This is a genomic window from Acuticoccus kandeliae (genome assembly GCF_003073115.1).
The window spans coordinates 2,610,980-2,635,802 of the sequence record NZ_QBBV01000001.1 but is presented as its reverse complement, the minus strand read 5'-3'; the positions used below and the strand labels follow the sequence as shown (position 1 = coordinate 2,635,802).

At 68.5% G+C, this 24,823-nt stretch carries 23 protein-coding genes; 17 read left to right on the top strand and 6 right to left on the bottom strand.

Annotation, left to right across the window (positions count from 1 at the left end):
• Position 1: 1 nt before the first annotated feature.
• The 8 genes from DBV35_RS11980 to phnE all read left to right on the top strand — a co-directional run bounded on the left by DBV35_RS11980 (position 2) and on the right by phnE (position 7,451).
• Complete coding sequence (locus DBV35_RS11980) at positions 2-433, top strand: YeeE/YedE family protein (RefSeq protein ID WP_108660348.1); 432 nt, start codon at positions 2-4, stop codon at positions 431-433.
• Position 434: 1 nt separating this feature from the next.
• Complete coding sequence (locus DBV35_RS11975; RefSeq protein ID WP_108660347.1) at positions 435-875, top strand: YeeE/YedE family protein; 441 nt, start codon at positions 435-437, stop codon at positions 873-875.
• Positions 875-1,771 (top strand): MBL fold metallo-hydrolase, encoded by an 897-nt coding sequence (locus DBV35_RS11970; RefSeq protein WP_108660346.1) that lies wholly within the window; start codon positions 875-877, stop codon positions 1,769-1,771. Before DBV35_RS11975 ends, DBV35_RS11970 begins: the two co-directional genes overlap by 1 nt.
• An 85-nt stretch (positions 1,772-1,856) precedes the next feature.
• On the top strand, positions 1,857-3,581 hold the full coding sequence (locus DBV35_RS11965) for a SulP family inorganic anion transporter (protein ID WP_108660345.1): 1,725 nt from the start codon (positions 1,857-1,859) through the stop codon (positions 3,579-3,581).
• 83 nt (positions 3,582-3,664) lie between these two features.
• Positions 3,665-4,507, top strand: coding sequence for a class I SAM-dependent methyltransferase (locus DBV35_RS11960; RefSeq protein WP_108660344.1), 843 nt, complete (start codon positions 3,665-3,667; stop codon positions 4,505-4,507).
• Between the two features lie 152 nt (positions 4,508-4,659).
• On the top strand, positions 4,660-5,508 hold the full coding sequence (phnC, locus tag DBV35_RS11955) for a phosphonate ABC transporter ATP-binding protein (protein ID WP_108660343.1): 849 nt from the start codon (positions 4,660-4,662) through the stop codon (positions 5,506-5,508).
• A 28-nt stretch (positions 5,509-5,536) separates the two neighbouring features.
• Positions 5,537-6,535, top strand: coding sequence for a phosphonate ABC transporter substrate-binding protein (gene phnD, locus DBV35_RS11950; RefSeq protein WP_108660342.1), 999 nt, complete (start codon positions 5,537-5,539; stop codon positions 6,533-6,535).
• 97 nt (positions 6,536-6,632) lie between these two features.
• Complete coding sequence (gene phnE, locus DBV35_RS11945; protein ID WP_108660341.1) at positions 6,633-7,451, top strand: phosphonate ABC transporter, permease protein PhnE; 819 nt, start codon at positions 6,633-6,635, stop codon at positions 7,449-7,451.
• A 60-nt stretch (positions 7,452-7,511) separates the two neighbouring features.
• Here the strand turns inward: phnE and typA are convergent, their stop codons facing one another.
• Together typA and DBV35_RS11935 are read right to left on the bottom strand one after the other, a co-directional pair.
• On the bottom strand, positions 7,512-9,362 hold the full coding sequence (gene typA / locus DBV35_RS11940; protein WP_108660340.1) for a translational GTPase TypA: 1,851 nt from the start codon (positions 9,360-9,362) through the stop codon (positions 7,512-7,514).
• 127 nt (positions 9,363-9,489) lie between these two features.
• Positions 9,490-10,497 carry a LacI family DNA-binding transcriptional regulator gene (locus DBV35_RS11935; protein WP_108660339.1) on the bottom strand — a complete coding sequence of 336 codons (1,008 nt, stop codon included), beginning with the start codon at positions 10,495-10,497 and terminating at the stop codon, positions 9,490-9,492.
• Positions 10,498-10,599: 102 nt separating this feature from the next.
• Here DBV35_RS11935 and DBV35_RS11930 point away from each other — a divergent pair, with 102 nt between their 5' ends.
• The 4 genes from DBV35_RS11930 to DBV35_RS11915 all read left to right on the top strand — a co-directional run bounded on the left by DBV35_RS11930 (position 10,600) and on the right by DBV35_RS11915 (position 13,943).
• Positions 10,600-11,733, top strand: a complete 1,134-nt coding sequence (locus tag DBV35_RS11930; protein WP_108660338.1) for a mandelate racemase/muconate lactonizing enzyme family protein — start codon at positions 10,600-10,602, stop codon at positions 11,731-11,733.
• A gap of 77 nt (positions 11,734-11,810) precedes the next feature.
• Complete coding sequence (gene mgrA, locus DBV35_RS11925; RefSeq protein ID WP_108660337.1) at positions 11,811-12,854, top strand: L-glyceraldehyde 3-phosphate reductase; 1,044 nt, start codon at positions 11,811-11,813, stop codon at positions 12,852-12,854.
• Between the two features lie 16 nt (positions 12,855-12,870).
• The gene (locus DBV35_RS11920) at positions 12,871-13,176 is read left to right on the top strand and encodes a hypothetical protein (protein WP_108660336.1); all 306 of its coding nucleotides are present in this window, start codon (positions 12,871-12,873) and stop codon (positions 13,174-13,176) included.
• 11 nt (positions 13,177-13,187) lie between these two features.
• Positions 13,188-13,943, top strand: coding sequence for an SDR family NAD(P)-dependent oxidoreductase (locus DBV35_RS11915; RefSeq protein ID WP_108660335.1), 756 nt, complete (start codon positions 13,188-13,190; stop codon positions 13,941-13,943).
• A gap of 30 nt (positions 13,944-13,973) precedes the next feature.
• On the opposite strand, the gene DBV35_RS11910 is transcribed toward DBV35_RS11915, so the two are convergent.
• The 3 genes from DBV35_RS11910 to DBV35_RS11900 are packed head-to-tail and all read right to left on the bottom strand — an operon-like array spanning position 13,974 to position 16,547.
• Positions 13,974-14,552: a peroxidase-related enzyme gene (locus DBV35_RS11910; RefSeq protein WP_108660334.1), complete on the bottom strand. Its 579-nt coding sequence runs from the start codon at positions 14,550-14,552 to the stop codon at positions 13,974-13,976.
• Complete coding sequence (locus DBV35_RS11905; RefSeq protein ID WP_108660333.1) at positions 14,549-15,052, bottom strand: CMD domain-containing protein; 504 nt, start codon at positions 15,050-15,052, stop codon at positions 14,549-14,551. The genes DBV35_RS11910 and DBV35_RS11905 overlap by 4 nt, the downstream gene beginning before the upstream one ends.
• Position 15,053: 1 nt before the next feature.
• Complete coding sequence (locus DBV35_RS11900) at positions 15,054-16,547, bottom strand: NAD(P)-binding domain-containing protein (protein WP_205648578.1); 1,494 nt, start codon at positions 16,545-16,547, stop codon at positions 15,054-15,056.
• A 368-nt stretch (positions 16,548-16,915) separates the two neighbouring features.
• Here DBV35_RS11900 and DBV35_RS11895 point away from each other — a divergent pair, with 368 nt between their 5' ends.
• The 5 genes from DBV35_RS11895 (at position 16,916) to DBV35_RS11875 (ending at position 24,069) form a co-directional block, all read left to right on the top strand.
• The gene (locus tag DBV35_RS11895; protein WP_108660699.1) at positions 16,916-17,665 is read left to right on the top strand and encodes a Tll0287-like domain-containing protein; all 750 of its coding nucleotides are present in this window, start codon (positions 16,916-16,918) and stop codon (positions 17,663-17,665) included.
• A complete protein-coding gene (locus tag DBV35_RS11890; protein ID WP_108660331.1) occupies positions 17,662-20,352 on the top strand; it encodes a response regulator in 2,691 nt (896 codons plus the stop codon). The genes DBV35_RS11895 and DBV35_RS11890 overlap by 4 nt, the downstream gene beginning before the upstream one ends.
• A 10-nt stretch (positions 20,353-20,362) precedes the next feature.
• Positions 20,363-20,728, top strand: coding sequence for a response regulator (locus tag DBV35_RS11885; RefSeq protein ID WP_108660330.1), 366 nt, complete (start codon positions 20,363-20,365; stop codon positions 20,726-20,728).
• A gap of 7 nt (positions 20,729-20,735) precedes the next feature.
• Entirely contained in the window at positions 20,736-22,283 is a 1,548-nt protein-coding gene (locus tag DBV35_RS11880; RefSeq protein WP_108660329.1) for an adenylate/guanylate cyclase domain-containing protein, read from the top strand.
• Positions 22,284-22,542: 259 nt separating this feature from the next.
• Entirely contained in the window at positions 22,543-24,069 is a 1,527-nt protein-coding gene (locus DBV35_RS11875; protein ID WP_245943902.1) for an OpgD/OpgG family glucan biosynthesis protein, read from the top strand.
• Between the two features lie 13 nt (positions 24,070-24,082).
• On the opposite strand, the gene DBV35_RS11870 is transcribed toward DBV35_RS11875, so the two are convergent.
• Positions 24,083-24,811, bottom strand: coding sequence for a class I SAM-dependent methyltransferase (locus DBV35_RS11870; RefSeq protein WP_157961689.1), 729 nt, complete (start codon positions 24,809-24,811; stop codon positions 24,083-24,085).
• Positions 24,812-24,823 lie beyond the last annotated feature (12 nt).

The window sequence follows — 24,823 nt, the reverse complement described above, 5'->3', positions numbered from 1 at the left end:
CATGGAAACCCAGTTCACCCCCATCCTGTCGCTCGCCGGCGGGGCGCTGATCGGCCTCTCGGCCGTGCTCTTCATGGCCTTCCACGGGCGCATCATGGGCGTCACCGGCATCCTGCGCGGTGCGCTGATGCCGGCCGGCTTCGAGGACTGGTCGACCCGCGTCGCGATCATCCTCGGCATGGTCGTCGGCCCGGCGGTCTATCTCCTCCTCTTCGGCGCGTGGCCCGTCGTCGAGGTGCCCGCCTCGCAGGGGATGCTCGTCGTCGGCGGCCTCCTCGTCGGGCTCGGCGTCTCCTATGGCGGCGGCTGCACGTCCGGCCACGGCGTGTGCGGGATCGCCCGCCTGTCGCCCCGCTCGATCGTCGCCACCCTCACCTTCATGGCGACGACCTTCATCACCGTCTTCGTCATCCGCCACGTCATCGGAGGTTGAGATGAATCTCGTCGTTGCGCTCCTCATCGGCATCATCTTCGGCACCGGCATCGCCGTCTCGGGGATGATCAACCCGGCGAAGGTGCTGAACTTCTTCGACGTCGCCGGGAGCTGGGATCCCTCCCTCGCCTTCGTGATGGGCGGGGCGCTGATCGTCACGATGATCGGCTACCGGATCGTCCTGCGCTCGGCCCATCCGGCGTTCGGGCCGCGCTTCCTCCTGCCGACGGCGAAGTCGATCGACGCCCGCCTCCTCGGCGGATCGGCCGTCTTCGGCATCGGCTGGGGGATCGCCGGCTTCTGCCCCGGCGGCGCCCTCCCCGCGCTCGGCACCGGCATCAGCGACGTCTTCGTCTTCGTCTCGGCCCTCATCGTGGGCATCGTCCTCGCGCGCTTCATCCAGAGCACGACCGCGCCAAGCGGCAAGCCGCAAACGAACTAATGGAGAATCCCGTGACCCTTACCCTCGACACGACCGTCAAGCCCGAGGTCACCGCCTTCTTCGACCCGGCCACCAACACGATCTCCTATGTCGTGAAGGACCCCGACTCGAAGGCGTGCGCGATCGTCGATTCCGTGATGGACATCGACTACGCGGCCGGCCGCATCACCTACGACCACGCCGACGAGATCATCGCCTATGTGACGTCGCACGGGCTGAAGGTCGAATGGCTGATCGAGACCCATGTCCACGCCGACCACCTCTCGGCCGCGCCGTACATTCAGGAGAAGGTCGGCGGCAAGCTCGGCATCGGCGACAAGATCACCGTCGTGCAGGACACGTTCGGCAAGATCTTCAACGAAGGCACCGAGTTCCAGCGCGACGGCAGCCAGTTCGACCGCCTCTTCAAGGACGGCGACACCTACACGATCGGCGGCATGACCGCGACGGCGATCCACACGCCCGGCCACACCCCGGCCTGCATGACGCATGTGATCGGGGACGCGGCGTTCGTGGGCGACACGCTCTTCATGCCGGACGGCGGGTCGGCGCGGGCCGACTTCCCCGGCGGTGACGCGGGCGTCCTCTACGATTCGATTCAAAAGGTTCTCGCCCTGCCGGACGAGACGCGCCTCTTCATGTGCCACGACTATGGGCCGAACGGGCGCAACATCGCCTGGGAAACCACGGTGGCGGACGAGAAGGCGCACAACATTCACGTCGGCGGCGGCAAGACCAAGGCGGAGTTTGTGAAGTTCCGCACCGAGCGGGATGCGACGCTGGCGCTGCCGAAGCTGATCATCCCCTCCCTCCAGGTCAACATGCGGGCGGGCGAGCTGCCGCCGGCGGACGAGAGCGGGCGCCATTTCCTGAAAGTGCCCATCAACGCGCTCTGAACGACAAGGCGCAACACGGACGGGGCGGGCGGGCGAACCACCGCGCCCCGCCCCCCGAGGCACGGGGCCGACAAGGACGAGACCGATGACCCGCTATCTGCCCATCCTGGAATGGGGCCGCCAATATGGACGGGACCAGCTGACGAGCGACCTCGTCGCCGCCCTGATCGTCACGATCATGCTGATCCCCCAATCGCTCGCCTATGCGCTGCTCGCGGGGCTTCCGCCGCAGATGGGTCTCTACGCCTCGATCGCCCCCCTCCTCGCCTATGCGGTGTTCGGCACCTCGCGCACCCTCGCGGTCGGCCCCGTCGCGGTCGTCTCGCTGATGACGGCGGCCGCGATTGGCAATCTCGGCATCACCGATCCCGCCGAGATCGCGGCGGCGGCGATGGTGCTCGCGCTCCTTTCCGGCCTCGTCCTCCTCGTGATGGGCATATTCCGGCTCGGCATCGTCGCGAACTTCCTCTCCCACCCGGTGATCGCTGGCTTCATCACCGCCTCGGCGATCATCATCGCGACGAGCCAGCTGAAATATATTCTCGGCATCCGCGCGGAGGGAGAGACGCTCCTACTCCTCGTCACCTCGCTCGTCGCGCACCTCTCCGAAACCAACATCCCGACGCTGATTATCGGCGTCAGCGCGACCGCCTTCCTCTTCTATGTGCGCAAGGGGCTGCGGCCCGCCCTTCAGAAGCTCGGCCTTTCACGCAAGACCGCCGACATCGCGACGAAGGCCGGGCCGGTCGTCGCCGTCGCCCTCTCGACGGCCGCCGTGTGGGCGCTGGGGCTCGATGAATGGGGCGTGCCGATCGTCGGCGACGTGCCGCAGGGGCTGCCGCCGATCACGCTGCCGGTGCTCGATGTCGACCTCTGGCTCCAGCTCCTCGGACCGGCCGTCCTCATCTCGATCATCGGCTTCGTGGAAAGCGTGTCGGTCGCGCAGACCCTTGCCGCCAAGCGCCGCCAGCGCATCCGCCCGGACCAGGAGCTGATCGGCCTCGGCACCGCGAACGCGGCCGCCGCGTTCACCGGCGGCTATCCGGTGACGGGCGGCTTCGCCCGCTCCGTCGTCAACTACGACGCCGGCGCGGAGACGCCAGCGGCCGGGGCCTACACGGCGGTCGGCATCGCGCTCGCGACGCTCGCCCTCACCCCGCTCCTTCACTATCTGCCGAAGGCGGTGCTCGCGGCGACGATCATCGTCGCGGTCCTCTCCCTCGTGGACCTCACCATCCTCACCCGCGCCTGGCGCTACTCCTTCGCCGACTTCCTGTCCGTCGCGGTGACGATCCTCCTCACCCTGACCCTCGGCGTGGAGGTGGGCGTTTCGGCCGGCGTCGGCCTCTCGGTCCTTCTCTTCCTGTGGCGGACTTCGCGCCCGCACATCGCCGAAGTGGGGCTCGTCGAGGGGACCGAGCACTTCCGCAACATCCTGCGCCACAAGGTGACGACGCACCCGGAAATCCTGACGATCCGCGTCGACGAGAGCCTCTATTTCGCCAACACGCGCTATCTGGAGGACTACATCATCGACCGCGTCGCCCGTTCGAAAGGGCTGCGCCACGTGATCCTGATGTGCTCGGCGGTGAACGACATCGACATGAGCGCGCTCGAGAGCCTCGAGACGATCGATCACCGTCTGAAGGACATGGGCGTCCGCCTGCACCTCTCCGAGGTGAAGGGCCCGGTGATGGACAAGCTGAAGCGCACCCATTTCCTCGACGAGCTGACCGGAGAGGTATTCCTCAGCCAGTATGGCGCGGTGCAGACGCTGACGCGCGAGGGGGACCAGAAGGACGCCGCGTAGGCTTGCGGCGCTCTTCGGGTTGATCCGGCGGGCCAAAGCCGCTGAAATCGGCGGGCCCGTCCATGAGCCGAGGAGCGCCTCTTATGGATGCCAACAAGGCACAGGCCGCCTATTGGACCTCCCCCGCCGGTCTCAAATGGATCGAGCACGAGGCCGCGCTCGACGCGGCGATGGCGGGGATGCTGGCGGCGATGCTCGACGCCGCCGCGATCACGCCGACCGATCGCGTCCTCGATATCGGCTGCGGGACGGGGGCGAGCACCCTCGCGGCCGCCGAGCGCGCCGCCCGCGGCACCGCCCTCGGCGTCGACATCTCCGAGCCTCTCCTCACCCACGCGCGCGGCAGGGCCCGTGCGGCGCGCGCCGCGAACGCGGCCTTTCTGCTCGCGGACGCACAGTCCTACCCCTTCGCACCGGGCGCGTTCGACGTGCTCGTCTCGCGGATCGGGATGAGCTTCTTCTCCGACACCGTCGCGGCCCTCCGCAATCTCGGCGTCGCGCTCGGCGGCGGCGGGCGGATGGCCTTCGTCGCCTGGGCGGGCGTCGCGGAGAACCCGTGGTTCCACATCCCGAAGCGCGCGGCGGAGGCCCGGTTCGGCCCGCAGCCCGCCGGCGACCCCGTCGCCCCCGGCCCGACCGCCTTTCAGGACCGCGACCGCGTCGCCGGCCTGATGGCCGAGGCCGGCCTCACCGCCATCATGGCCGAGCGGGTGGAGATCGCCCTCACCCCGCCGGGCGGCACCGAGGGTGCGGCGCGGGCGGCAAGCCGTGTCGGCCCCGCCGCCCGCATCATGAAAGCCTGCGAGGGCAAGGAGACGGACGCGGCGGCCATCGAGGCGGCCGTCTGCACCGCGTTCGAGCCCTATGCGTGCGAGGACGGCGTTCGTGTGCCGGCGGTCGTGAACATCTTCACCGCGACGGCCTGAACCGACGGAAGGCGCGCAGATTTGGAGAACAGACGCGCCAGGGTTGTACAGGCGCGACAAGAATGCCCAGGGCTGTCATCCAACCTCAATAAAAGCATCAAAAAAGGGTTGTGATCGCCGGTTACGTCCGCTCCCAACACGGAGACGAACGTATGGCCGCCATCGCGATCGACCGCCTTTCGAAGCATTTCGGAACCCGTCATGCGTTGAAGGGCGTCAGCCTGTCGATCGGCGAAGGTGAGATGGTCGCGCTGATCGGCGCGTCGGGCTCCGGCAAGTCGACGCTGATCCGCCACATCGCGGGCCTTGAATGCGGCGACACGGACAGCGGGCCGGCGAAGATCTTCGGCGCGACCATGCAGTCGGGCGGCCGCCTCGCCGCCGACGCGCGGGCGCTGCGCCGCAATGTCGGCGTCATCTTCCAGCAGTTCAATCTCGTCGGGCGGCTCCCCGTCATCGTCAACGTCCTCATCGGCCTCCTCGGCCGGATTCCCGCCTGGCGCGGAACGCTGGGGCTATGGACGGGGGCGGAGAAGGCGCTCGCCCGCCAGGCGCTCTCGCGCGTCGGCGTCGGCGAGCTCGCCTGGCAGCGCGCCTCGACCCTGTCGGGCGGCCAGCAGCAGCGCGCCGCCATCGCCCGCGCGCTCGTCCAGCGCGCCCGCCTCCTCCTCGCCGACGAGCCGATCGCCTCCCTCGACCCCGCCTCCGCGCGCCGCGTGATGGACACGCTCGCGACCGTGAGCCGGGAGGACGGCATCACCGTGCTCGTCTCGCTCCATCAGGTGGAATATGCGCGCCTCTACTGCCCGCGCACGATCGCGATGCGCGACGGCGAGATCGTCTTCGACGGTCCGTCCGCGGCGCTCACCACCGCCTTTCTGACCGAACTTTACGGGGAAGCCTCCGAAGAGCTCGTGCTGCCCGACGCGCCGCTCACCGAGACGCACGTCACGCATGATCCCCGACCGCTTCTCGGCCGCGCGGCCGCCGCTCCGGCTTGAGCCAGACCCAAAGAGAGGGAGTTATTTCATGAACATCAACGTGCGCGCGCTCGCTGCCGCCACGCTCGTCGCCGCTGGCCTCACCGGCCCGGCGATCGCGCAGGACACCATCAATTTCGGCATCATCTCCACCGAGTCGCAGAAGAACCTGCGCTCCCAGTGGGAGCCGTTCCTCGCCGCAATGGAAGAGAAGACCGGCCTCAACGTGGAGCCCTTCTTCGCCTCCGACTATGCCGGCGTCATCGAAGGCATGCGCTTCGGCAAGGTCGACGTCGCCTGGTACGGCAACAAGTCGGCGATGGAAGCCGTGGACCGCGCCAACGGCGAAGTCTTCGTGCAGACCGTCGACGTGTCGGGCAACCCCGGCTACTGGTCGCTGATCCTCGCCCCGAAGAACAGCCCGCTGAACTCCGTCGAAGATCTCCTCAAGTGCGACGGCACGCTGAATTTCGGCATCGGCGACCCGAACTCCACCTCGGGCTACCTCGTGCCGATGACCTTCATCTTCGCCGCCAACGGCGTTGATCCGAAGGAATGCTTCAAGACCGTTCGCAACGCGAACCACGAGACCAACGCGATGGCCGTCGCCAACGAGCAGGTCGACGCCGCGTCGAACAACACCGAGAACCTCGCCCGCATCGAGCAGAACAGCCCGAAGGCGTTCGAGAACATCAAGATCATCTGGAAGTCCCCGCTGATCCCGGCCGACCCGATCGTGTGGAACAAGGACCTCTCGGACGAGACCAAGGAGAAGCTCCGCTCCTTCTTCCTGACCTTCGGCACGCCTGAGTCCGACGGCGACGTCGCCGCCGAGAAGGAGATCCTCGCCGGTCTCGCCTGGGCCCCGTTCCGCGCCTCCAGCGACGCCCAGCTTCTGCCGATCCGCGTGATGGAGCTTTCCAAGGAAATCGGCCAGGTCCAGGCCGACACCGCGCTCTCCGCGGCCGACAAGGAAGCCAAGATCAACGAGCTGGAAGCCGCCAAGGCGAAGTACCAGGCCGAGATCGACGCGCAGCCGCAGGGCTGATCGCGCCCCTCAGCGCCCCTGACAGGAAGCGCCTCGCGCTTCGGAAGGGCGGGCCCAGCGCCCGCCCTTTTTTCCATCATCCGCTCAGCGAGCCACCATGACAGATCTCTCGACGCAGCCCCTCAAGACCGGCGAGCGCTTCGTCGCCAAGCGCGACTGGACGCGAACCGTCTTCAACATCGTCGTGTGGGGCGGTGTCGCCTTCCTCCTGATCTGGAGCTGGTACCCGGCGGAGATGGACCGCTGGACCTACCTCTTCACCGACGCCGGCAACATGGCCGAATACGCGTCGGGCTTCCTCTCGCCCGATTTCAGCGACATCGACTACTACATCAAGGAGATGGTCCTCACCGTGCAGATCGCCGTGTGGGGCACGGTGCTCGCGGTGATCTTCTCGGTGCCCTTCGGGATCCTGTCGTCGAGCAACATGGCCCCCTGGTGGGTCGTGCAGCCGGTGCGCCGCCTGATGGATTCCTTCCGCGCCATCAACGAGATCGTGTTCGCCGTTCTCTTCGTCGTCGCGGTCGGCCTCGGCCCGTTCGCGGGCGTGATGGCCCTCTTCGTCCACACGACGGGCGTCCTCGCCAAGCTCTTCTCTGAGGCGGTGGAGGCGATCGACCCGCGCCCGGTCGAGGGGATCCGCGCGACGGGCGCGACCAAGATCCAGGAGATCGTCTACGGCGTCATCCCGCAGGTGCTGCCGCTGTGGCTCTCCTTCTCGCTCTACCGGTTCGAATCGAACGTGCGCTCGGCGACGGTGCTCGGCCTCGTCGGCGCGGGCGGCATCGGCCAGGTCCTCTTCGAATCGATCCGTGGCTTCTACTATCCGGAGACCGCGACGCTGATCATCGTGATCGTGGTGACGGTGACGCTCGTCGACCTCATCTCCCAGCAGCTCCGCCGCATGGTCATCTGACCGGCGCACGCCGCGCGGGCAAAGAAAAAGCCGGCCATCTGGCCGGCTTTTTTGTGGGTCTTACGCGTCCTCGGAGGCGCGTTCGGCGCGCTTGCGCTCGTGCGGGTCGAGATGGACCTTGCGCAGGCGGATATTCTTCGGCGTCACCTCGACGAGCTCCGCGTCGGTGATGTAGCTGAGCGCGCGTTCCAGGCTCATCCGGATCGGCGGGGTCAGCTTCACCGCATCGTCCTTGCCGGCCGAGCGGATGTTGGTGAGCTGCTTGCCCTTCATGACGTTGACTTCGAGGTCGTTGCCGCGGGTGTGCTCGCCCACGATCATGCCGCGATAGACCTTCACGCCCGGATCGATGAACATCGGCCCGCGATCCTCGAGGTTCCACATCGCGTAGGCGACCGATTCGCCGTCGCCGTTGGAGATGAGGACGCCCGTGTGGCGGGTCGGGATCGTGCCCTTGTGGGGGACGTAGGCGTGGAACATCCGGTTCATGATGCCGGTGCCGCGCGTGTCGGACAGAAGCTCGCCCTGGTAGCCGATGAGGCCGCGCGTCGGCGCGTGGAGGACGACGCGCGTGCGGCCGGCGCCGGACGGCTTCATCTCGACGAGATCGGCCTTCCGCTCGGACAGCTTCTGGATGACGGTGCCCGAATGCTCGTCGTCGACGTCGATGGTGACCTCTTCGACCGGCTCAAGGATGCCGCCATCCTCGTCGCGCTGCATGACGACGCGGGGGCGCGAGACGCCGACCTCGAAGCCTTCGCGCCGCATCGTCTCGATGAGGATGCCGAGCTGCAGTTCGCCGCGGCCGGCGACCTCGAAGGCGTCGCCGCCCTCGGTCTCGGTCACGCGCAGCGCGACATTGCCCTCGGCCTCGCGCAGGAGGCGCTGGCGGATGACGCGGGACTGCACCTTGTCGCCCTCGGTCCCGGCGAGCGGGGAATCGTTGACGCGGAAGGTCATGGCGAGCGTCGGCGGGTCGATCGGCTGGGCCGGGATCGCGGCCGACACGGACGGGGCGACGATGGTGTCGGCGACGGTCGCCTTGGTGAGGCCCGCGAGCGCCACGATGTCACCGGCGCGGCCCTCGTCGATCGGCGTGCGGTCGAGGCCGCGGAAGGCGAGAACCTTCGACACGCGGCCCATCTCGACGAGCTCGCCGGTGCGCGAGAGCGCCTTCACGGCCTGGTTCGGCACCACGGTCCCCGACGTGATGCGGCCGGTGAGGATGCGGCCGAGGAAGGGGTCCGCCTCGATCGTCGTCGCGAGCATGCGGAAGTCGCCGGCCTCGATGGTCGGCTCGGGCACATGCTCGACGATGAGGTCGAGGAGCGGGCCCATGGAATCGGAGGAGCCGACGTCGGGGGTGAGGCTCATCCAGCCCTGCTTCGCCGAGCCGTAGACGATGTGGAAGTCGAGCTGCTCGTCCGTCGCGCCGAGCGCGTCGAAGAGCTCGAACACCTCGTCGACCACCTCTTCGTGCCGCTCTTCCGGCTTGTCGATCTTGTTGATCGCCACGATCGGGCGCAGGCCCATCTTCAGCGCCTTGCCGAGGACGAACTTCGTCTGCGGCATCGGCCCCTCGGCCGCGTCGACGAGGATGACGGCGCCGTCGACCATGTTGAGGATGCGCTCGACCTCACCGCCGAAATCGGCGTGGCCGGGCGTGTCGACGATGTTGATGCGGGTCGGCGGCGTCTTCTCGCTCTGCCACTCGACGGAAGTGACCTTCGCCAGGATCGTGATGCCACGTTCCTTTTCGAGGTCATTGGAGTCCATCACGCGTTCGGCGACGCGCTGATTGTCCCGAAATGCGCCGGATTGGCGCAGAAGCACGTCGATCAGCGTGGTTTTGCCGTGGTCGACGTGCGCGATAATGGCAACGTTGCGCAACGCGCGCTTTTGCGTGGTCATGCTTTCACTGGACAGCCGTTTGGGGACGGGTCAGCTCGTGCCACGAGCGCGGCCGATATGCCAGCGCTTTTTAGCGATTCGACAGCCCCGCCCTCGCCCGAACCGTCAGACCCGGGCGGGTGAAACACTAATTGCGCCGTATATCGACGACTGAGCCGCGAATTTCAACCGTCGCCTTGAGGACAATACGCTCTGGAGGCGCGGATTCGCCCGCGATTCGGCCACTGAGGAGCTGCCATGCACGCCGCGCGATCTCCGCGGTGGGGTGTCGCACGGTCGCAAGGCGCGGGGTGAGGATGCTGGCCCACTCCGGTTCGTCGAAGGCGAGGAGCGAGACCGCCTCGGGGTGGCGGATGCCGTGCGCGGCGAACGCGCGGAGCGACCAGAGGGCGAGGCGGCTGTTGCTGGCGATCACCGCGGTCGGCGGCTCCTTGCCGTGCAGCACCTCCGCGAGGCGTTGCGCGAAGCTGCCCTCGTCCTCCCCCGCCGCGAGGAGACGGCCCCCGCTCTGGAGCTGCGCCCCGTCCATCGCCGCGCGAAACCCCGCGAGGCGGTCGCGCGTGACGCCGAGCTGGGGATATTGGGCTGTGAAGAGGATGCGCTTGTGGCCGCGCGCGATCAGCGCCGCCGTCGCCTCGCTCATCGCGCTCCTGTTGTCGAAGCTGACCTCGTCATGGGCGCCGCCCGTCGGGCGGTCGACGATGACGGCCGGCACGCCCGCGTCCGCCACCGCCGCGAGGGCCTCGCTCGGGTCGAGGCTCGGCACGATGATGAGCCCCGCGATCTTCTGGGCGAGGAGCGCGCGCACGCGGTCGGCCTCGCGCACCGGATCGTTGCGGGTGAAGACCTGCATGATCTGGTGCTGGGCGAGCACCGCCCCCTCCTCGAACGCGTCGAGGAGGGCGGCGAGATAGGCGCTCGATGTGTGCGGCAGGCAGATCCCGATCGTGCGGCTCGTCTGGGCCCTCAGATTGCGCGCCCACGCGTCCGGCACGTAGCCGAGCTCACGGATCGCCTCCATCACCCGCGCCCGCTTCTGCTCGGTGACCTGGCGCGTGCCGTTGAGGACATTGGAGACGGTGCCGGCCGAGACGCCCGCCTTCGCCGCCACATCCGTGATCGTCGCCTTCGCCATACGCGCCTCCCGCTGGATGGACCGCTGCCTTAAATCGATTTAAACATGAACGCATGGAGGAGCAATCGACCCCAAGGGGCCGATTCATCGCGAGAATGACTGATGAAAGTCACTAAAATTGAAACGTTCAAGCACTGGGTCGACTGGTGCAACTGGATGTTCGTGCGCGTGTCGACCGACGAAGGGCTCGTCGGCTGGGGCGAAGGCTCGCTGCACGGGGCGCTCGAGAGCGTGGAGACGGCGATCGCGGAGCTTGCGCCTCACCTCATCGGACAGGATCCGGCCGGGCCGGAGCGCCACTGGCACCGCCTCTATCATGCCTGGCGCTGGCGTGGCGGTGCGACGATGATGACCGCGCTCGCTGCGATCGACATCGCGCTCTGGGATCTCGAAGGAAAGCGGCTCGGCGTGCCGGTCCATCGGCTCCTCGGCGGCGCGCACCGCACGCGCCTTCCCGTCTATGCGAGCCACTGGATCTCGGCCGACATGGAGCCCGACACGGTGAAGGCGCGCGCCGCGGAGGCGGTCGCGCGCGGCTTCGGCGGCTTCAAATGCATCCCCGTCCGCCCGGCAGAATTGCGCGAGAACGAGGCGCGGGAGCTCGCCCGCGCCGTCGACCTCGTCGCGGCGGCGCGCGAGGGGGCGGGGCCGGAGGCGGAGATCTATGTGGAGCTCAGCGAGTTCCTGTCGCCGCGCACCGCGCCGATGCTCGACCGCGCCCTCGCCCCCTACCGCCCCGCCTGGTTCGAGGAGCCGATCCCCTACGAAAACCCGGCCGCGATGGTCCGCCTCCAGCGCGAGATCGCGGTGCCGATCGCGACCGGCGAGCGCCTCCTCACCCGCCACGAGTTCGCGCCGCTTGTCGCCGAAGGCGGCTGCCGGATCGCGCAGCCCGACGTGATGCACGCGGGTGGCCTCACCGAGTGCCGCCGCATCGCGGCCCTTGCCGACATGCATTATGTGCCGATCGCCCCGCACAATCCGGGCGGTCCCATCTGCACGGCGGCCTCCATGCACCTCGCCGCCGCGGTCCCGAACTTCCTGGTCCTTGAACAGATGGAACCGCAGCGGGCGGCGCGGGACGCGGCGAGCACGATCCCGATCGGCTTCGAGGACGGGCATTTCATCCTCCCCGACGGCCCCGGCCTCGGCGTGGAACCCAACCTCGAGGCGCTTGCCGAAATGCCCTATCGGCCACAGCCACGGCGCGAGACGCCCGGCGCGCTCTATCGCTGAGCGCGTCGCCCCTTGCTCTCGCGGCAAAAACGTTGAGGCTGGCCGCAGAGGAAATTCGCGACCCAAGAGCCAAATCCATGTCCTATCAGCCCGCCGCCACCCGCTACGATGCGATGACGTACCGCCGCTGCGGCCGCTCCGGCCTGAAGCTGCCGGCGATCTCGCTCGGCCTGTGGCACAATTTCGGCGACGACGCCGTCGCCCAGAACAAGCGTGCCATCTGCCGGACCGCCTTCGATCTCGGCATCACCCATTTCGACCTCGCCAACAATTACGGCCCCCCACCGGGCAGCGCCGAGCGCGCCTTCGGCGAGATCCTGCGCACCGACTTCGCCGGCTATCGCGACGAGATCATCATCTCCAGCAAGGCCGGCTACGACATGTGGCCCGGCCCTTACGGCTCGTGGGGCAGCCGCAAATATCTGATCGCCTCGTGCGAGCAGTCGCTGAAGCGGCTGGGGGTCGACTATGTCGACATCTTCTATTCCCACCGCTTCGACCCCGACACCCCGCTCGAAGAGACGATGGGCGCGCTCGACCAGCTCGTGCGCCAGGGCAAGGCGCTCTATGTCGGCATCTCGTCCTACAATTCGGCGCGGACGAAGGATGCGGCGGCGATCCTGAAGTCGCTCGGCACGCCCTGCCTCATCCACCAGCCCTCCTACAACATGCTGAACCGGTGGGTGGAACGGGACGGGCTGAAGGCGACCTTGAAGGAGATCGGCATGGGTGCGATCGCCTTCACCCCACTCGCGCAGGGGATGCTCACCTCGAAATATCTGACGGGCACACCGGAGGGGAGCCGCGCGACGCGGGGCAAGTCGCTGCGCCCGACGATGCTCGCCGACGAGACGATCGAGAATATCCGCGTCCTCAACACGATCGCGGAGCGCCGCGGCCAGTCGCTCGCCCAGATGGCGATCGCCTGGGTGCTGCGCGACGATGCCATCACCTCCGCGCTGATCGGCGCCTCGCGCCCCTCGCAAGTGGAGGATTGTGTCGGCGCGCTCGCCAACCTCACCTTCTCGGCCGAGGAGCTCGCCGAGATCGACCGCTATGCCGTCGATTCCGACATCAACATCTGGGCCCGCTCGTCGAACGAAGTGGGTGAACAAGGCTGAACCGCCGGGAGGCAACATGACGGACTGGCTCGACACCGGCGCGGAAGCGCCGGACCCCACCCTCTCCCGCCCCGCGCAGGCGCTCTGGTGGCTGAAGAAGGGCGGCTTCGCGCTCGGCCCGGCCTGGGAGCGCGCGCACACGATCTGCCAGGAGGCCGAAGGCGACATCGACCACGACCGCGTCCACGCTTTCGCCCACTGGATCGAGGGTGATATGGGCAATGCCGGCTACTGGTATCGCCGCGTCGGCGACACCCGCGCCGCATCCATCCCCGCGGAGGCCGAGCGCATCGCCTCGGTGCTGCGGCCCCAATCGAGCTGACGGAGCCACCTATGCCAGCCTTTGCGACTTATCCCAGTCTTGCCGGCCGCGCCGTCCTCGTCACCGGCGGGGCGAGCGGGATCGGAGCGGCGATCGTCCGCGCCTTCGCCGCGCAGGGTTCCAAGGTGGGCTTCATCGACTTCAACAAGGAGGCGAGCGAGGGGCTCGTCGCCGAGCTCGGCGGCGACGTCTACGCCGAGATCTGTGACCTGCGCGATATCGAGGCCGCGCGCGTCGCGATCGGCGCCCTCACCGCCAGGACCGGCGCACCCACCGTCCTCGTCAACAACGCGGCGCGGGACGACCGGCATCGCTGGCAGGACGTGACGCCCGAATATTGGGACGACCGCATGGCGCTCAACCTGCGCCATCAATTCTTCTGCGCGCAGGCCGTCGCGCCCGGCATGATCGAGGCCGGCGGCGGCTCGATCATCAACATGGGCTCGACGAGCTGGTGGGAGGGAATGGGCGGCATGGCCGCCTACACGGCCGCGAAGGCCGCGGTCCACGGCCTCACCCGCTCGCTCGCGCGCGATCTCGGCCCCCACCGCATTCGCGCCAACACCGTGATCCCCGGCTGGGTGATGACGGAGCGGCAGAAGGAATTGTGGGTGACGCCCGAGGCGATCGAGAAGCACAAGGCGCGGCAGTGCCTGCCGGACCTCATCGAGCCGGTCTATCTCGCCCGCATGGTGCTCTTCCTCGCCTCCGACGATTCGGCGATGTGCACGGCGAACAACTACATGGTGGAAGCGGGCTCGATCTGAGCCCGCCCCTTCGTCCCGGCCCGGTTCGCGTCAGTCGCGCGTGACCGGGTCGCCGAGCGAGTGCATCAGCCGGTTCGCCCAGCCGAAGAGCGCCGTCGACAGGATGAGGTCGAGAATCTCGGCATCGTCGAGACCGGCCTCCTTGAGCGCCGCGATATCCTCCGGCTCGGCCGAGCTCGGCGTCTCCGACAGCTTGACGGCGAAGCGGAAGATCGCGTCGGCGCGCGGCGGCAGCGTCGCGCGGGTGCCGTCGGCGAAGACGGCCTCCACGATGCTCTCGTCCTTGGTGAGCTGGTTGTAGCGGCTCGCATGGACGGCCATGCAATAGACGCAGCGGTTCACCGCCGAGGCGCCGATCGCGCCAAGCTCGCGCTCCGCCCGCGAGAGGCCGCCGCGATTGTACATGATCGCGTTGAAGAGCGGGGTGCGCACCTTCAGCGTCTCGACGTCGTTGGCGAGGACCAGGACGTATTCGGACACCTTGGTGTTCGACGGGGTGACGCTGAGGGCGTCGAGCTGCGCCGGCGTCGCGGATGCGAGGTCGATCGGCTTCACCCGCGGCTGCCAGTGCGGGATCGTGGTGGTGAAGGTCTCGATGATCTCGCTCATGCCGCACCCTTCAGGAGCTTGATGCCGGCGACGAGCCGGATCTGGTAGGCGAGGAAGGCGTTGAGCTCGGCAAGGCGCACGATGTCGGCGTCGGAGACGCCCGCCGCCTGCATCGCGGTGATCTCGCCGGCCGTCGCCTCGCGCGGCGTGACGGCGACCTGGTCCATATAGTCGAGGATCGCGGCAAGGCGCGGATCGTCCTCGCCGGCATAAAGGGTCTCGGCAAGGCGGGGGGCGGCAGCGTCCCCACCGGCCTTCGCGAGGAGACCCTGATAGTGCGCCTCAAGCTCGGGCGCGGCGTTCTGGCGGGCTATGCGGACCGCCAGCGCGGCACGCTCGGCGAGCGAGACGCCGCCTGGATCCGTCGGCGTCAGCGACGCATCGTGCGCGGCCTCGGTCGCCGCGAGCACGTCGGCCCGCAGGGCGAGCGCCTCGGCGAGCGGCCCCGCCGCGTCGACCCCGCTCGCGGTGATCACCACCTCGTTGAGATTGAGTGTCATTTCAGCTCCTAACGGCTTCTTCGGCGTCCTCGAGCACGGGCTCCAACGGCGAGGCCGTCCATTCGTCTCCGACAAGCTCGGGCCTGGCGTATTCGATCAGCTCCTGATAGTGCGCCTCGATGTCTTCCACATAGAGTCGCGCCGCGAGCGAGCGGGCGAGCCACGCCGCCCCGTCCGACACGCCCGGAATGTCGCCGCTCACCTTGCCGAGGCTGAGGCTCGCGGCATGGTTGAAGCAGTGGATGTGGGAGAGCCACGGCGCCACCCCCTCGGACCGCTCCTGAAAGGCGAAGTCCTTGTCGAGATAGGGGAAATCGGCAAGCTCGTCATGCTCTTCGTCGGCCGGCGGGGTGTACATGTCCTTCCACAGGAGGACGTCGCCCGCGTGCGGCGAAAGCTCGGTGCGGGCGAGCATCTCCACCGTGAAGCCGGTGCCGAGGATGAGGAAGTCCGTCTCGAGGCGCGAGCCGTCCGCGAAGTCGATCGCGACGCCCTCGCCCACCGGCTCGACCCGGCGGATCCCCTTGTCGAAGTGGAAGTAGGCGTTCGGGTGGCGGCTCACGCGCAGCGTCGAGCCGCGCGGGGCCGGCACCTGCTCGACGAACGAATAGCGCATGATGCGCCAGCGCCATTCGTCGGGCAGCTCCGGATAGCCGCAGGTGAAGCCGTAGGAGCCGATGCCCATCAGCTTGTTGATGGTCGGCATCTCGGCCCGGCGGATGAGGTGGCGGACCTCCTTCGCGCCGTGCTCCAGCGCCTCGGCCGCGTTGTCGACCGCGGAGGCGCCGATGCCGACGACCGCGACGCGCTTGTCCTTCAGCGCATCAAAGTCGATCTCGTCGGACGAATGGGCCCAGAGGCCGCGCGGCAGGTCCTTCACGAAGTCCGGGATGTTCGCGCGGCCGATCCCGTCGCGCCCCGTCGCCATCACCACCTTGCGGGCGAGGATCGAGGTCGCCTTGGCGCCGTTGCCCGAAAGGGTCAGGCGTAGGAACTCGCCCTCCGGCGCGATCTTCTCCACATTCGTCTCGTTCTCGACCGGCACCTTCAGCGCGTTGCGGAACCAGCGCAGATAATCCATCCACATGGGCCGCGGGATCTTGTCGAGCGCCTCCCACTCGGCCTCGCCGAACTGGGCGGTGAACCAGGCGCGGAAGGTGAGCGAACTCATTCCGAAGGCGGGGCCGACGAGCGTCTTCGGCGAGCGCAGCGTCTCCATCCGGGCGTAGGTGACCCACGGGCCCTCGAACCCGGCGGGCGCGCGGTCGAGGACACGGGTGTTGCGCATCCCGCCTGTCGCGAGCGCGAACCAGACGAGAAGCCCGCACATCCCGCCGCCGATGACGACGATATCGGTCACGTCCTCGCCGTCGACCTTGCGCGGGGGAACCCAGTTCGCCGAAGGACGGCACAGATTGACGAGGTCCTGTTCGAGCTGCGCCTCAAGCGCGGCGAGCCCCTCGTTCGGACGTCCGGCGGGTCCCATCCCATCCATGTGACGCACACTCCTATCGCGCGCGGGCCGAGACGGCCGGCCGCGCCTCAAATCCAGGCAAACGCGCATTTGCACGAAATCCGTGCTCTTGATCTAACGGCATCAACGCCCCGTCACCAGCCCGTCATGGCGCACATCAGCTGCGCATGCGGCGGGACGGGCGCCGCCGCCACCCGCCGCGCCGGAGCACTTCCGCGCCGCTTCATGGTGTGCGTGCGGCCGATCATGTCGAAATGCAATATTGGCGATCAGCGCACGGAAGCATTCGTGAGCTGAGTTTGTCCCCATAACATCTTTTACAACCTGGAAATTTCACCGTTTTCGTGATAAAAAGGATTGCCTTCATCAAACACAGTGCGTTGATCACGATGTTCCGGCAGATCCTGACGGCTTTCTCTATAACGCTCGTCTTCGTCGTCGGGCTCGCCCTCCCCGTCGCCGCGGACCGGGAGGACGATATTGTCACCGGCAAGCGCCTCGCGACGCTGCTGCGGGCCGGGCGCAACGTCGTGTCGAGCCACCAGGACCTCATCAACAACCCGGAGGTCGGAGAGAAGAATCTCGACAGCGCCCGCGTGATCGACGAGACGCTCGCCACCTATGAGGAGCTTGCCGGGGAGCCGGCCTTCGCGGCCGAGGTCGACGGGCTGGAGCGCACACTGATGCAGGCCGAGCTCGCCTCGATCGCCGCCGTGATCGCCGAGCACGAGGCCGAGATCGACATGGCGGGCGTCGGCTTCAAAGGCTTCATCCCCGCTGTGTTCGCCCGCCTCGTGAACGAGCACTTCGCCGAACTCGTCGGGGATACCGCCCTCATCAAGGTCACGGCCCCGATCGATCTCGTGCGCAACCGCCGCGCCCGGCCGGACGACTGGGAGCGCAACATCATCGAAACCAAATTCCTCGCCCCCGACTGGCCGACAGGCGAGGCCTTCGTGGAGGAGACCGAGTACAAGGGCCGCCCCGCCTTCCGGATGCTGCTGCCGGAATACTATTCGGCCTCGTGCCTCGTGTGCCACGGCACGCCCGCCGGCGAGGTCGATGTCACCGGCTACCCGAAGGAGGGCCGCAGCGAGGGCGATCTCGGGGGCGCCATCTCGATCACATTGTTCAAATGACGGGCGCGCCCGCATCGATCCTCGCGCGCCTCGGCCGCCGGCGCATCACGCTGAAGATCGCCTCGCTGTCGGGCATCCTCCTCGCCGCCCTCCTCATCAGCGTCACCTTCATGACACTGGAGCTCCTCGCCACGCAGCGCCGGGTGGAGCTCGCGAGCGAGCGCTTCCAGATCATGGATGTCGCAGCCGACGCGCACCGCCATTTCGGCGACGTGCGCTACTGGCTGACCGACCTCTCGGTGAGCCTCCTGATGCTGTCCGAAAAGCGGGCGCAGGAGGCGCGGCAGGAGCTGGAGAAGGACCTCACCACCATCGCCGCTTACGCGCCCGACATGGCCGCATCACTGCGTGACGGGGTGAGCGCCTATTATGACCGGGCGCTCGAAGCGGCCGACGCCTACACGGACGGCAACCGCGTCATCGGCAACAGCCACCTCGCCGCCGCCCGCACCCATTCGGACGCGGTGGACGCGACGCTCTCGGCCCTCACCGCGCAACTCGCGCAGGAGGCCGCCGCCGCCCGCATCCGCGCCGAGGACGCGGCCGAGACCGCCGTCTGGCGCGCGATCACCGCCGTCATAGTGATGATGCTCGCCGGTGGGCTCCTCACTTTCCTCGTGCTGCGCTCGATCCTCTTCCCGCTGAACCGGCTCGACGAGGCGATGACGCGCCTCAGCACCGGCGACCTCGACACCCCCCTCCCGCCCGAGGGGGAGGACGAGTTCGGCCGCGTCGCGACGACCCTTCACCTCTTCCGGTCGAGCCTTGCCAAACGCGCCGAGCTGGAGGCGGACGCGCAGCGCCAGAGCAACACGATCCGCACCGCGATCGAGACGATCGGGGACGGCTTCGCCCTGTTCGACCCGGACGGGCGGCTCGTCCTCTCCAACGCGCGCCACAACGCCCTCTTCCCGCACCTGTCCGATATCATGACGCCCGGCCGCGACATCTCGGAGATCCTGCGCGCGCAGGTGGAGCGCGGCTCGATCGACCCCGGCGACGTCCCGCTCGACGACTGGATCGCGGAGCGCATCGTGCGCCACCGCCACGGCGGGATGGTGGAGCAGCCCTTCGCCGGCGGCACGTGGCTGCGCATCACCAAGCGCCCGACGCCCGATGGCGGCACCGTCGCCGTCTACACCGACATCACCGAGTTCAAGTCGCGCCAGACCGCCCTCGAAGAGGCGCGCGCGGGGGCGGAGGCCGCGAACGAGGCGAAGAGCCGCTTCCTCGCCTCCATGAGCCACGAGCTGCGCACCCCGCTGAACGCCATCATCGGCTACAGCGAAATGCTGTCGGAGGACGCGACCGACATGGGGGCGGACCATTTCGTCGCCGACCTCGCGAAGATCACCGGGTCCGGCCGCCACCTCCTCGCCCTCATCGACGACGTGCTCGACCTCTCCAAGATCGAGGCGGGGAAGATGGAGGTCTTCAACGAGCGATTCGACCTCGGCGCCCTCCTGACGGACGTCGAGGCGACGGTGCGCCCGCTGATCGAGAAGAACACGAACCACCTGATCGTCACGTCCGAAGTCGGCGCGCTGGAGATCGAGACCGACAAGACGAAGCTGCGCCAGAACCTCTTCAACCTCCTCTCCAACGCCGCGAAATTCACCGAGCACGGCGAGATTCGCCTCGATGTGCGCGAGGAGGGCGGCTTCGTTCGCTTCGCCGTCACCGACACAGGGATCGGCATGAACGAGGCGCAGATGGGCCGCCTCTTCCAGGCCTTCGTCCAGGCCGATTCCTCGACCACGCGGAACTATGGCGGCACCGGGCTCGGCCTCACCATCACGCGCCATTTCGTGCGGATGATGGGGGGCGAGATCGGCGTCGAGAGCACGCCCGGCAAGGGCTCGACCTTCCACTTCCGCATCCCCCTCGTCCCCCCGACCGAGGCCGCCGAGGAGGCGCCCGCGGTCGCGGCCGACGGCGCGACGGCATCCGCCGGCCGCGTCGTGGTGATCGACGACGAGGCGGCGGCGCGCAAGGCGATCGCGGACATCGTGCGGCAGGCGGGCTACCAGGTCGAGGAGGCGGCGAGCGGGGCGGCCGGCATCGCGCTCGCCCGCCTCAACCGGCCCGACGCGATCGTCCTCGACGTGATCATGCCCGGCCAGGACGGGTGGTCGGTGCTCCAGGAGATCAAGTCCGACCCCGCCCTCAGCGACGTGCCGGTCGTCCTCGCGACCGTCGTCAACGACCGCGAGATGGGCCTCGCCTTCGGCGCGATCGAGCACATCACCAAGCCGATCGACCCGGCCCGCCTCGTCGCGACCCTCGCGATGATCCCGCGCACCGAGGACCGCGCCATCCTCGTCGTCGACGACGACCAGGCGACGCGCAATCTGTGCCGGCGGATCCTGTCGCGCGACGGCTGGCGGGTGTGCGAGGCGGTCGACGGCAACGAGGCGCTCGACAAGCTGGAGAAGAGCCGCCCCGCGCTGATGCTCCTCGACCTCATGATGCCGCACATGGACGGCTTCGCGCTCCTCGCCGCGCTGCAGGACCGCCCCGCGTTGAAAGACCTTCCCGTGATCGTCATCACGTCGAAGGACCTGTCGCGTGCCGAAATCGAGTGGCTACAGGCCCGGACGAGCGATGTGGTAAGAAAAGGCGTCACGGGACGGTCCGAACTCGTCGCCGCGCTCGGCCGCCATCTGGCGGCCGGACAGACGGCTTGAAAGGTGGCGCATGCCAACGATCCTGATCGTCGAGGACAACGAGATGAACCGGGACATGCTCTCCCGCCGCCTGGAGCGGCGCGGGTACACGACCGTCATCGCGGCCGACGGGCAGGCGGGCGTGGAGGCGACCGAATCGGTGCGTCCGGACCTCGTCCTCATGGACATGAGCCTGCCCGTAGTCGACGGATGGGAGGCGACGCGGCGCATCAAGGCCAACCCCGACACCGCCGCGATCCCGATCATCGCCCTCACCGCCCACGCGATGGCGGGCGACCGGGAGAAGGCGCTGGAGGCCGGCTGCGACGACTACGACACCAAACCCATCGAGCTGCCTGGCCTCATCGACAAGATCACCAGGCTGATCGGGAACTGATCTTCTCGTGAACACGACCCACCATAGCGGACAGGCGCAGACCCAGGCGGGGCGGCTCGCCCATCGCCTGGCCGCGCACGCCCAGGCGATCCTCGGCTATCAGGAGTTGATCATCGACGAGGTGCGCGAGGCCGGCCTCTCCGCCGCGCTCGACGACCTGCAGCGCGTGTTCGAGGCGGCCGTCACCCTCAACCGTCATATCGACGACCTCGCCGGGATCGCCTCCCCCCTCGCCCCCGAGGCCGAGGCGACGCTGCGGCATGACCTGCGCACCCCGATCAACGCCATCCTCGGCTACAGCGAGATGGTGCGGGAGGATTTCGAGGAAGTCCTCTCCGCCCGCGTGCTGGAGGATTTGTGCACCGTCGTGCGCGAGGCGCGCACGCTGCTCGAACAGATCGACGCGATCGGCACCCCAGACCCCGGCGACACGCTGAGCGCGGGCGATGTCGAGCGCACCATCGCGGCCGACCTCGCGCGCACCATCTCCGCCCAGCCCGCGCCGCCGACGGGAGAGCCCGGCCGCATCCTGGTCGTCGACGATTCGGAGACGAACCGCGATCTCCTCACCCGCCGCCTGCGCCGCGACGGGCACACCGTCAGCACCGCGAACACCGGGCGCGAGGCGCTGTTGCTGCTCGAGACGCTGGAGGTCGACCTCATCCTCCTCGACATCCTGATGCCGGACATGAACGGGCTCGAGCTTCTCGCCCGCCTCAAGCGGGACGAGCGGCTGCGCGACATCCCGGTCCTGATGGTGACGGGCCTCAAGGAGGAGGACGCCGTCTTCCGCTGCATCGCGTCCGGCGCGGAGGACTATCTGCCGAAGCCGGTCGACACCGTCCTCCTGCGCGCCCGCATCTCGGCGAGCCTGGAGCGCAAGCGCTGGCGCGAGCGGGAGATGGCCTACATCGCCGAGATCGAGGCGCAGAAGGACCGGGCGAACATCCTCCTCCACTCGATCCTGCCCGCCCAGGTCGTGCGGCGGCTGGAAGGGGGCGAGGCGGTGATCGCCGACCGCTTCGAGGACGCGACGATCATCTTCGCCGACATCGTGGACTTCACGCCGATGGCGGCGCGCACGGCACCCGCCGCGCTCGTCCAGCATCTCGGCGCGCTCTTCTCCCGCTTCGACGAGCTTGCCGACCATTATGGGATCGAGAAGATCAAGACGATCGGCGACGCCTACATGGCCGCCTCCGGCATCCCGGAGCCGCGCGCCGACCACGCCGTCGCCGCCGTCGCCTTCGCCCGCGCGCTGATGCACGATGTCGCCAATCCGGAGAATGGCGCGCCGCCGATCGCGCTGCGCATCGGAATCCATTCCGGCCCGGTGATCGCCGGGCTCATCGGCCGCAAGCGCTTCGTCTACGACATCTGGGGCCACACGGTGAATCTGGCGAGCCGGCTGGAGGCGCACGGCTTCCCCGGCCGCATCCAGATTTCCCACTCCACGCTGAAGGCGCTCGGCGAGACGGCGGAGATCGTGCCGAAGGGGCGCGTCCACCTGAAGGGGATCGGGGACGTGCCGACTTATCTCCTGATGCCCGAATAGGGCGAGTTCGACGCGGAAAATTTTCGCCGCGACACCCGGCCCCACGCGCCCCGGTCGACGAATGGTCGCGCGCGCCCTCTATTCACCTCGATTGCGCGCCATTGAACCGGGCGGGCGGCACATTCACATGAGCCTCGCTTTGCGCGCCATGGCGGCGCGGGCGCGGTGCGGACCGAACAGGGACCGGGGTCGAGGGATCCCGGCCTTGCGCACCCTTTGGGTGGATGAAAAGGCGGAGGTGAGATTGGCGAAGTTGATGATGGACCGACGTAGTGCGGTCGCGGGTCTTCTGGCGACGGCGCTGCCATGGGGCGGACGCGCCTTCGCGGCGACACAAGGTCAGGTCCAGCTCGGCCGCGCCATGCCCTTCACGTTCGAGACCCTCATCGAGAACGCCCGTCACGCCGCGCGGATGCCGAACCCGGTCGTGACCGTCCCCTATCCGGATGTCCTCGACCGGATCGGCTATGACGAGCACTGGCAGATCCGCTTCCGCGAGGACGCCGCCCCCCTCGTCGGCAACCTGCCGCTCCAATTCTTCCATCTCGGCCGCTATGCGCGCGAGCCGGTCCGCATCAACCTCATCCAGGACGGCCAGTCGCGGCAGGTGCTCTACACCGAGAGCCTCTTCGACATGCCGGACGACAGCCCCGCCCACGAGCTCGGCCCCGAGGCCGGCTTTGCGGGCCTGCGTCTCATGCGCCCCGGCAACAAGCCCGACTGGATCTCCTATCTCGGCGCGTCCTATTTCCGGGCTGACGGTCCGGAGGGCCAGTACGGCCTTTCCGCGCGCGGCCTCGCGATCAACACGGGCCTCTCGGCACCGGAAGAATTCCCGCGCTTCAGCGAGTTCTGGGTCGGCGACGGCGAGCGCGACGGCGAGGACGTGGTGATCTTCGCCCGCCTCGATTCGCCGAGCGTCACCGGCGCCTACCGCTTCGGCGTGCAGCGCGTGCCGGACCAGCACTGCAACATCGAATCGCGCCTCTTCTTCCGCAACGGGGTGGAGCGGCTCGGCATCGCCCCCCTCACCTCGATGTACTGGTACTCGGAGACCAACCGGCCGAGCGCGACCGACTGGCGCCCCGAGATCCACGACAGCGACGGCCTCGCGATCCACACAGGGTCGGGCGAGCGTCTTTGGCGGCCGCTGCGCAACCCGAAGCGCGTCACGACCACGAGCTTCATCGACAACAACCCGCGCGGCTTCGGCCTCGTCCAGCGCGACCGCGACTTCCACAACTACCAGGACGACGGCGTGTTCTATAACCGCCGCCCGAGCGCCTGGATCAAGCCGAACGGCGACTGGGGCGACGGCGCGGTCCAGCTCGTCGAGATCCCGACCGGGGACGAGACGTTCGACAACATCGTCGCCTACTGGACGCCCGCCGTGCAGCCCTCCGCCGGGGACGAGCTCGCCTTCGACTACACGCTCGAATGGCGCGAGCGCGATCCGAAGCCGGACGCGGTCGGCTACGCGGTCTCGACCTGGCGCGGCGACGGCGGCATCCCCGGCCAACCGCTTCCCGAGGGCGTCACCAAATATGTGATCGACTTCGCGGGCGGCCCGCTCGACGACCTGAAGGACGGCGCCGAGCTCTCGGTGGACTCCAGCGGCGGCACGATCATCCGCCCCTCGATCCGCCCCGTCGTCGGCGAGAAGCGCTGGCGCGCGATCTTCGACCTCGAGGCCGATCCTGCCGTGCCGGTGGAGCTGCGCGTCTACGTCCACAACGACAAGGGCGAGCCGATGACCGAAACCTGGACGATGCTCGCCGAAGGCTGAGCCCCGCGCCCGCTCAGCGGGTGAGAACGAGATGCGGGTATCGCGTGTCGATGACGATGCGCGATCCCGCACGGTGCCGGTCGAAGAGCGCGAGCGCCTCGGCCTCGGCCTCCCCCAACGTCCCGCCGGTCAAAAAGCGCATGATTGTGGCGCGCGCCGCCGGGCTGTCCTCGAACGCCAGCCGGTAGTCCACCCATTCGCTGGCCACCGCGCCGTGGCGGGCGAGGAGCGGCGCGATGTCATCCGCCAGCCAGAACGGAAAATCCCGCCCCGCCGCCGCATAGGCGCCCCGCCAGATCCGCGCGAGCGCGTTCTCGCGGTCGAGTAGCGCCGCGATGAGCCGGCCCGACGGGGCGAGCGCGTCGGCGAGCGCGGCGACCGTCCGGGGAGGATCGGCCACATAATAGAGGCTGTGGTTGGCGAGGATGAGGTCGAACGGCCCCGCCCCGGCCAGGCCGTCGAGTTCACGCGTCTCAGCGAGAGCGGCGAGCCGGGCGCGGGCCTTCGCCGCCTGCACCGGTGAGGGCTCCACGAAGGCTATGCACGCGGGCGCGCCGTGTTCCGCGACGAGACCTGCCGTGAAGGCCCCGTCTCCCGCGCCGAAATCGAGGAGCCGGCCCTCCGACCCGAGCCGCGCCATGTGGGGGGCGAGGGCCGCACGCTGCGCTTCGGTCTCGGTGGAGTGGGCGAGGAAGAAGGCATAGTCGTCGGCGATCTCGCCATAATCGACCGCGTCCGCCATCGCTGCCACCCT

Bases quoted from the DNA above. Each gene is read 5' to 3' on its own strand.
- phnD (WP_108660342.1), top strand. From the start codon at position 5,537: ATGAACATCAACGTGCGCGCGCTCGCTGCCGCCACGCTCGTCGCCGCT.
- DBV35_RS11895 (WP_108660699.1), top strand. From the start codon at position 16,916: ATGTTCCGGCAGATCCTGACGGCTTTCTCTATAACGCTCGTCTTCGTC.
- DBV35_RS11980 (WP_108660348.1), top strand. From the start codon at position 2: ATGGAAACCCAGTTCACCCCCATCCTGTCGCTCGCCGGCGGGGCGCTG.
- DBV35_RS11920 (WP_108660336.1), top strand. From the start codon at position 12,871: ATGACGGACTGGCTCGACACCGGCGCGGAAGCGCCGGACCCCACCCTC.
- DBV35_RS11890 (WP_108660331.1), top strand. From the start codon at position 17,662: ATGACGGGCGCGCCCGCATCGATCCTCGCGCGCCTCGGCCGCCGGCGC.
- DBV35_RS11935 (WP_108660339.1), bottom strand. From the start codon at position 10,497: ATGGCGAAGGCGACGATCACGGATGTGGCGGCGAAGGCGGGCGTCTCG.
- DBV35_RS11970 (WP_108660346.1), top strand. From the start codon at position 875: ATGGAGAATCCCGTGACCCTTACCCTCGACACGACCGTCAAGCCCGAG.
- typA (WP_108660340.1), bottom strand. From the start codon at position 9,362: ATGACCACGCAAAAGCGCGCGTTGCGCAACGTTGCCATTATCGCGCAC.
- DBV35_RS11975 (WP_108660347.1), top strand. From the start codon at position 435: ATGAATCTCGTCGTTGCGCTCCTCATCGGCATCATCTTCGGCACCGGC.
- phnE (WP_108660341.1), top strand. From the start codon at position 6,633: ATGACAGATCTCTCGACGCAGCCCCTCAAGACCGGCGAGCGCTTCGTC.
- phnC (WP_108660343.1), top strand. From the start codon at position 4,660: ATGGCCGCCATCGCGATCGACCGCCTTTCGAAGCATTTCGGAACCCGT.
- DBV35_RS11915 (WP_108660335.1), top strand. From the start codon at position 13,188: ATGCCAGCCTTTGCGACTTATCCCAGTCTTGCCGGCCGCGCCGTCCTC.
- DBV35_RS11960 (WP_108660344.1), top strand. From the start codon at position 3,665: ATGGATGCCAACAAGGCACAGGCCGCCTATTGGACCTCCCCCGCCGGT.
- DBV35_RS11965 (WP_108660345.1), top strand. From the start codon at position 1,857: ATGACCCGCTATCTGCCCATCCTGGAATGGGGCCGCCAATATGGACGG.
- DBV35_RS11900 (WP_205648578.1), bottom strand. From the start codon at position 16,547: ATGGATGGGATGGGACCCGCCGGACGTCCGAACGAGGGGCTCGCCGCG.
- DBV35_RS11930 (WP_108660338.1), top strand. From the start codon at position 10,600: ATGAAAGTCACTAAAATTGAAACGTTCAAGCACTGGGTCGACTGGTGC.
- DBV35_RS11875 (WP_245943902.1), top strand. From the start codon at position 22,543: ATGGACCGACGTAGTGCGGTCGCGGGTCTTCTGGCGACGGCGCTGCCA.
- DBV35_RS11870 (WP_157961689.1), bottom strand. From the start codon at position 24,811: ATGGCGGACGCGGTCGATTATGGCGAGATCGCCGACGACTATGCCTTC.
- DBV35_RS11905 (WP_108660333.1), bottom strand. From the start codon at position 15,052: ATGACACTCAATCTCAACGAGGTGGTGATCACCGCGAGCGGGGTCGAC.
- DBV35_RS11885 (WP_108660330.1), top strand. From the start codon at position 20,363: ATGCCAACGATCCTGATCGTCGAGGACAACGAGATGAACCGGGACATG.
- mgrA (WP_108660337.1), top strand. From the start codon at position 11,811: ATGTCCTATCAGCCCGCCGCCACCCGCTACGATGCGATGACGTACCGC.
- DBV35_RS11910 (WP_108660334.1), bottom strand. From the start codon at position 14,552: ATGAGCGAGATCATCGAGACCTTCACCACCACGATCCCGCACTGGCAG.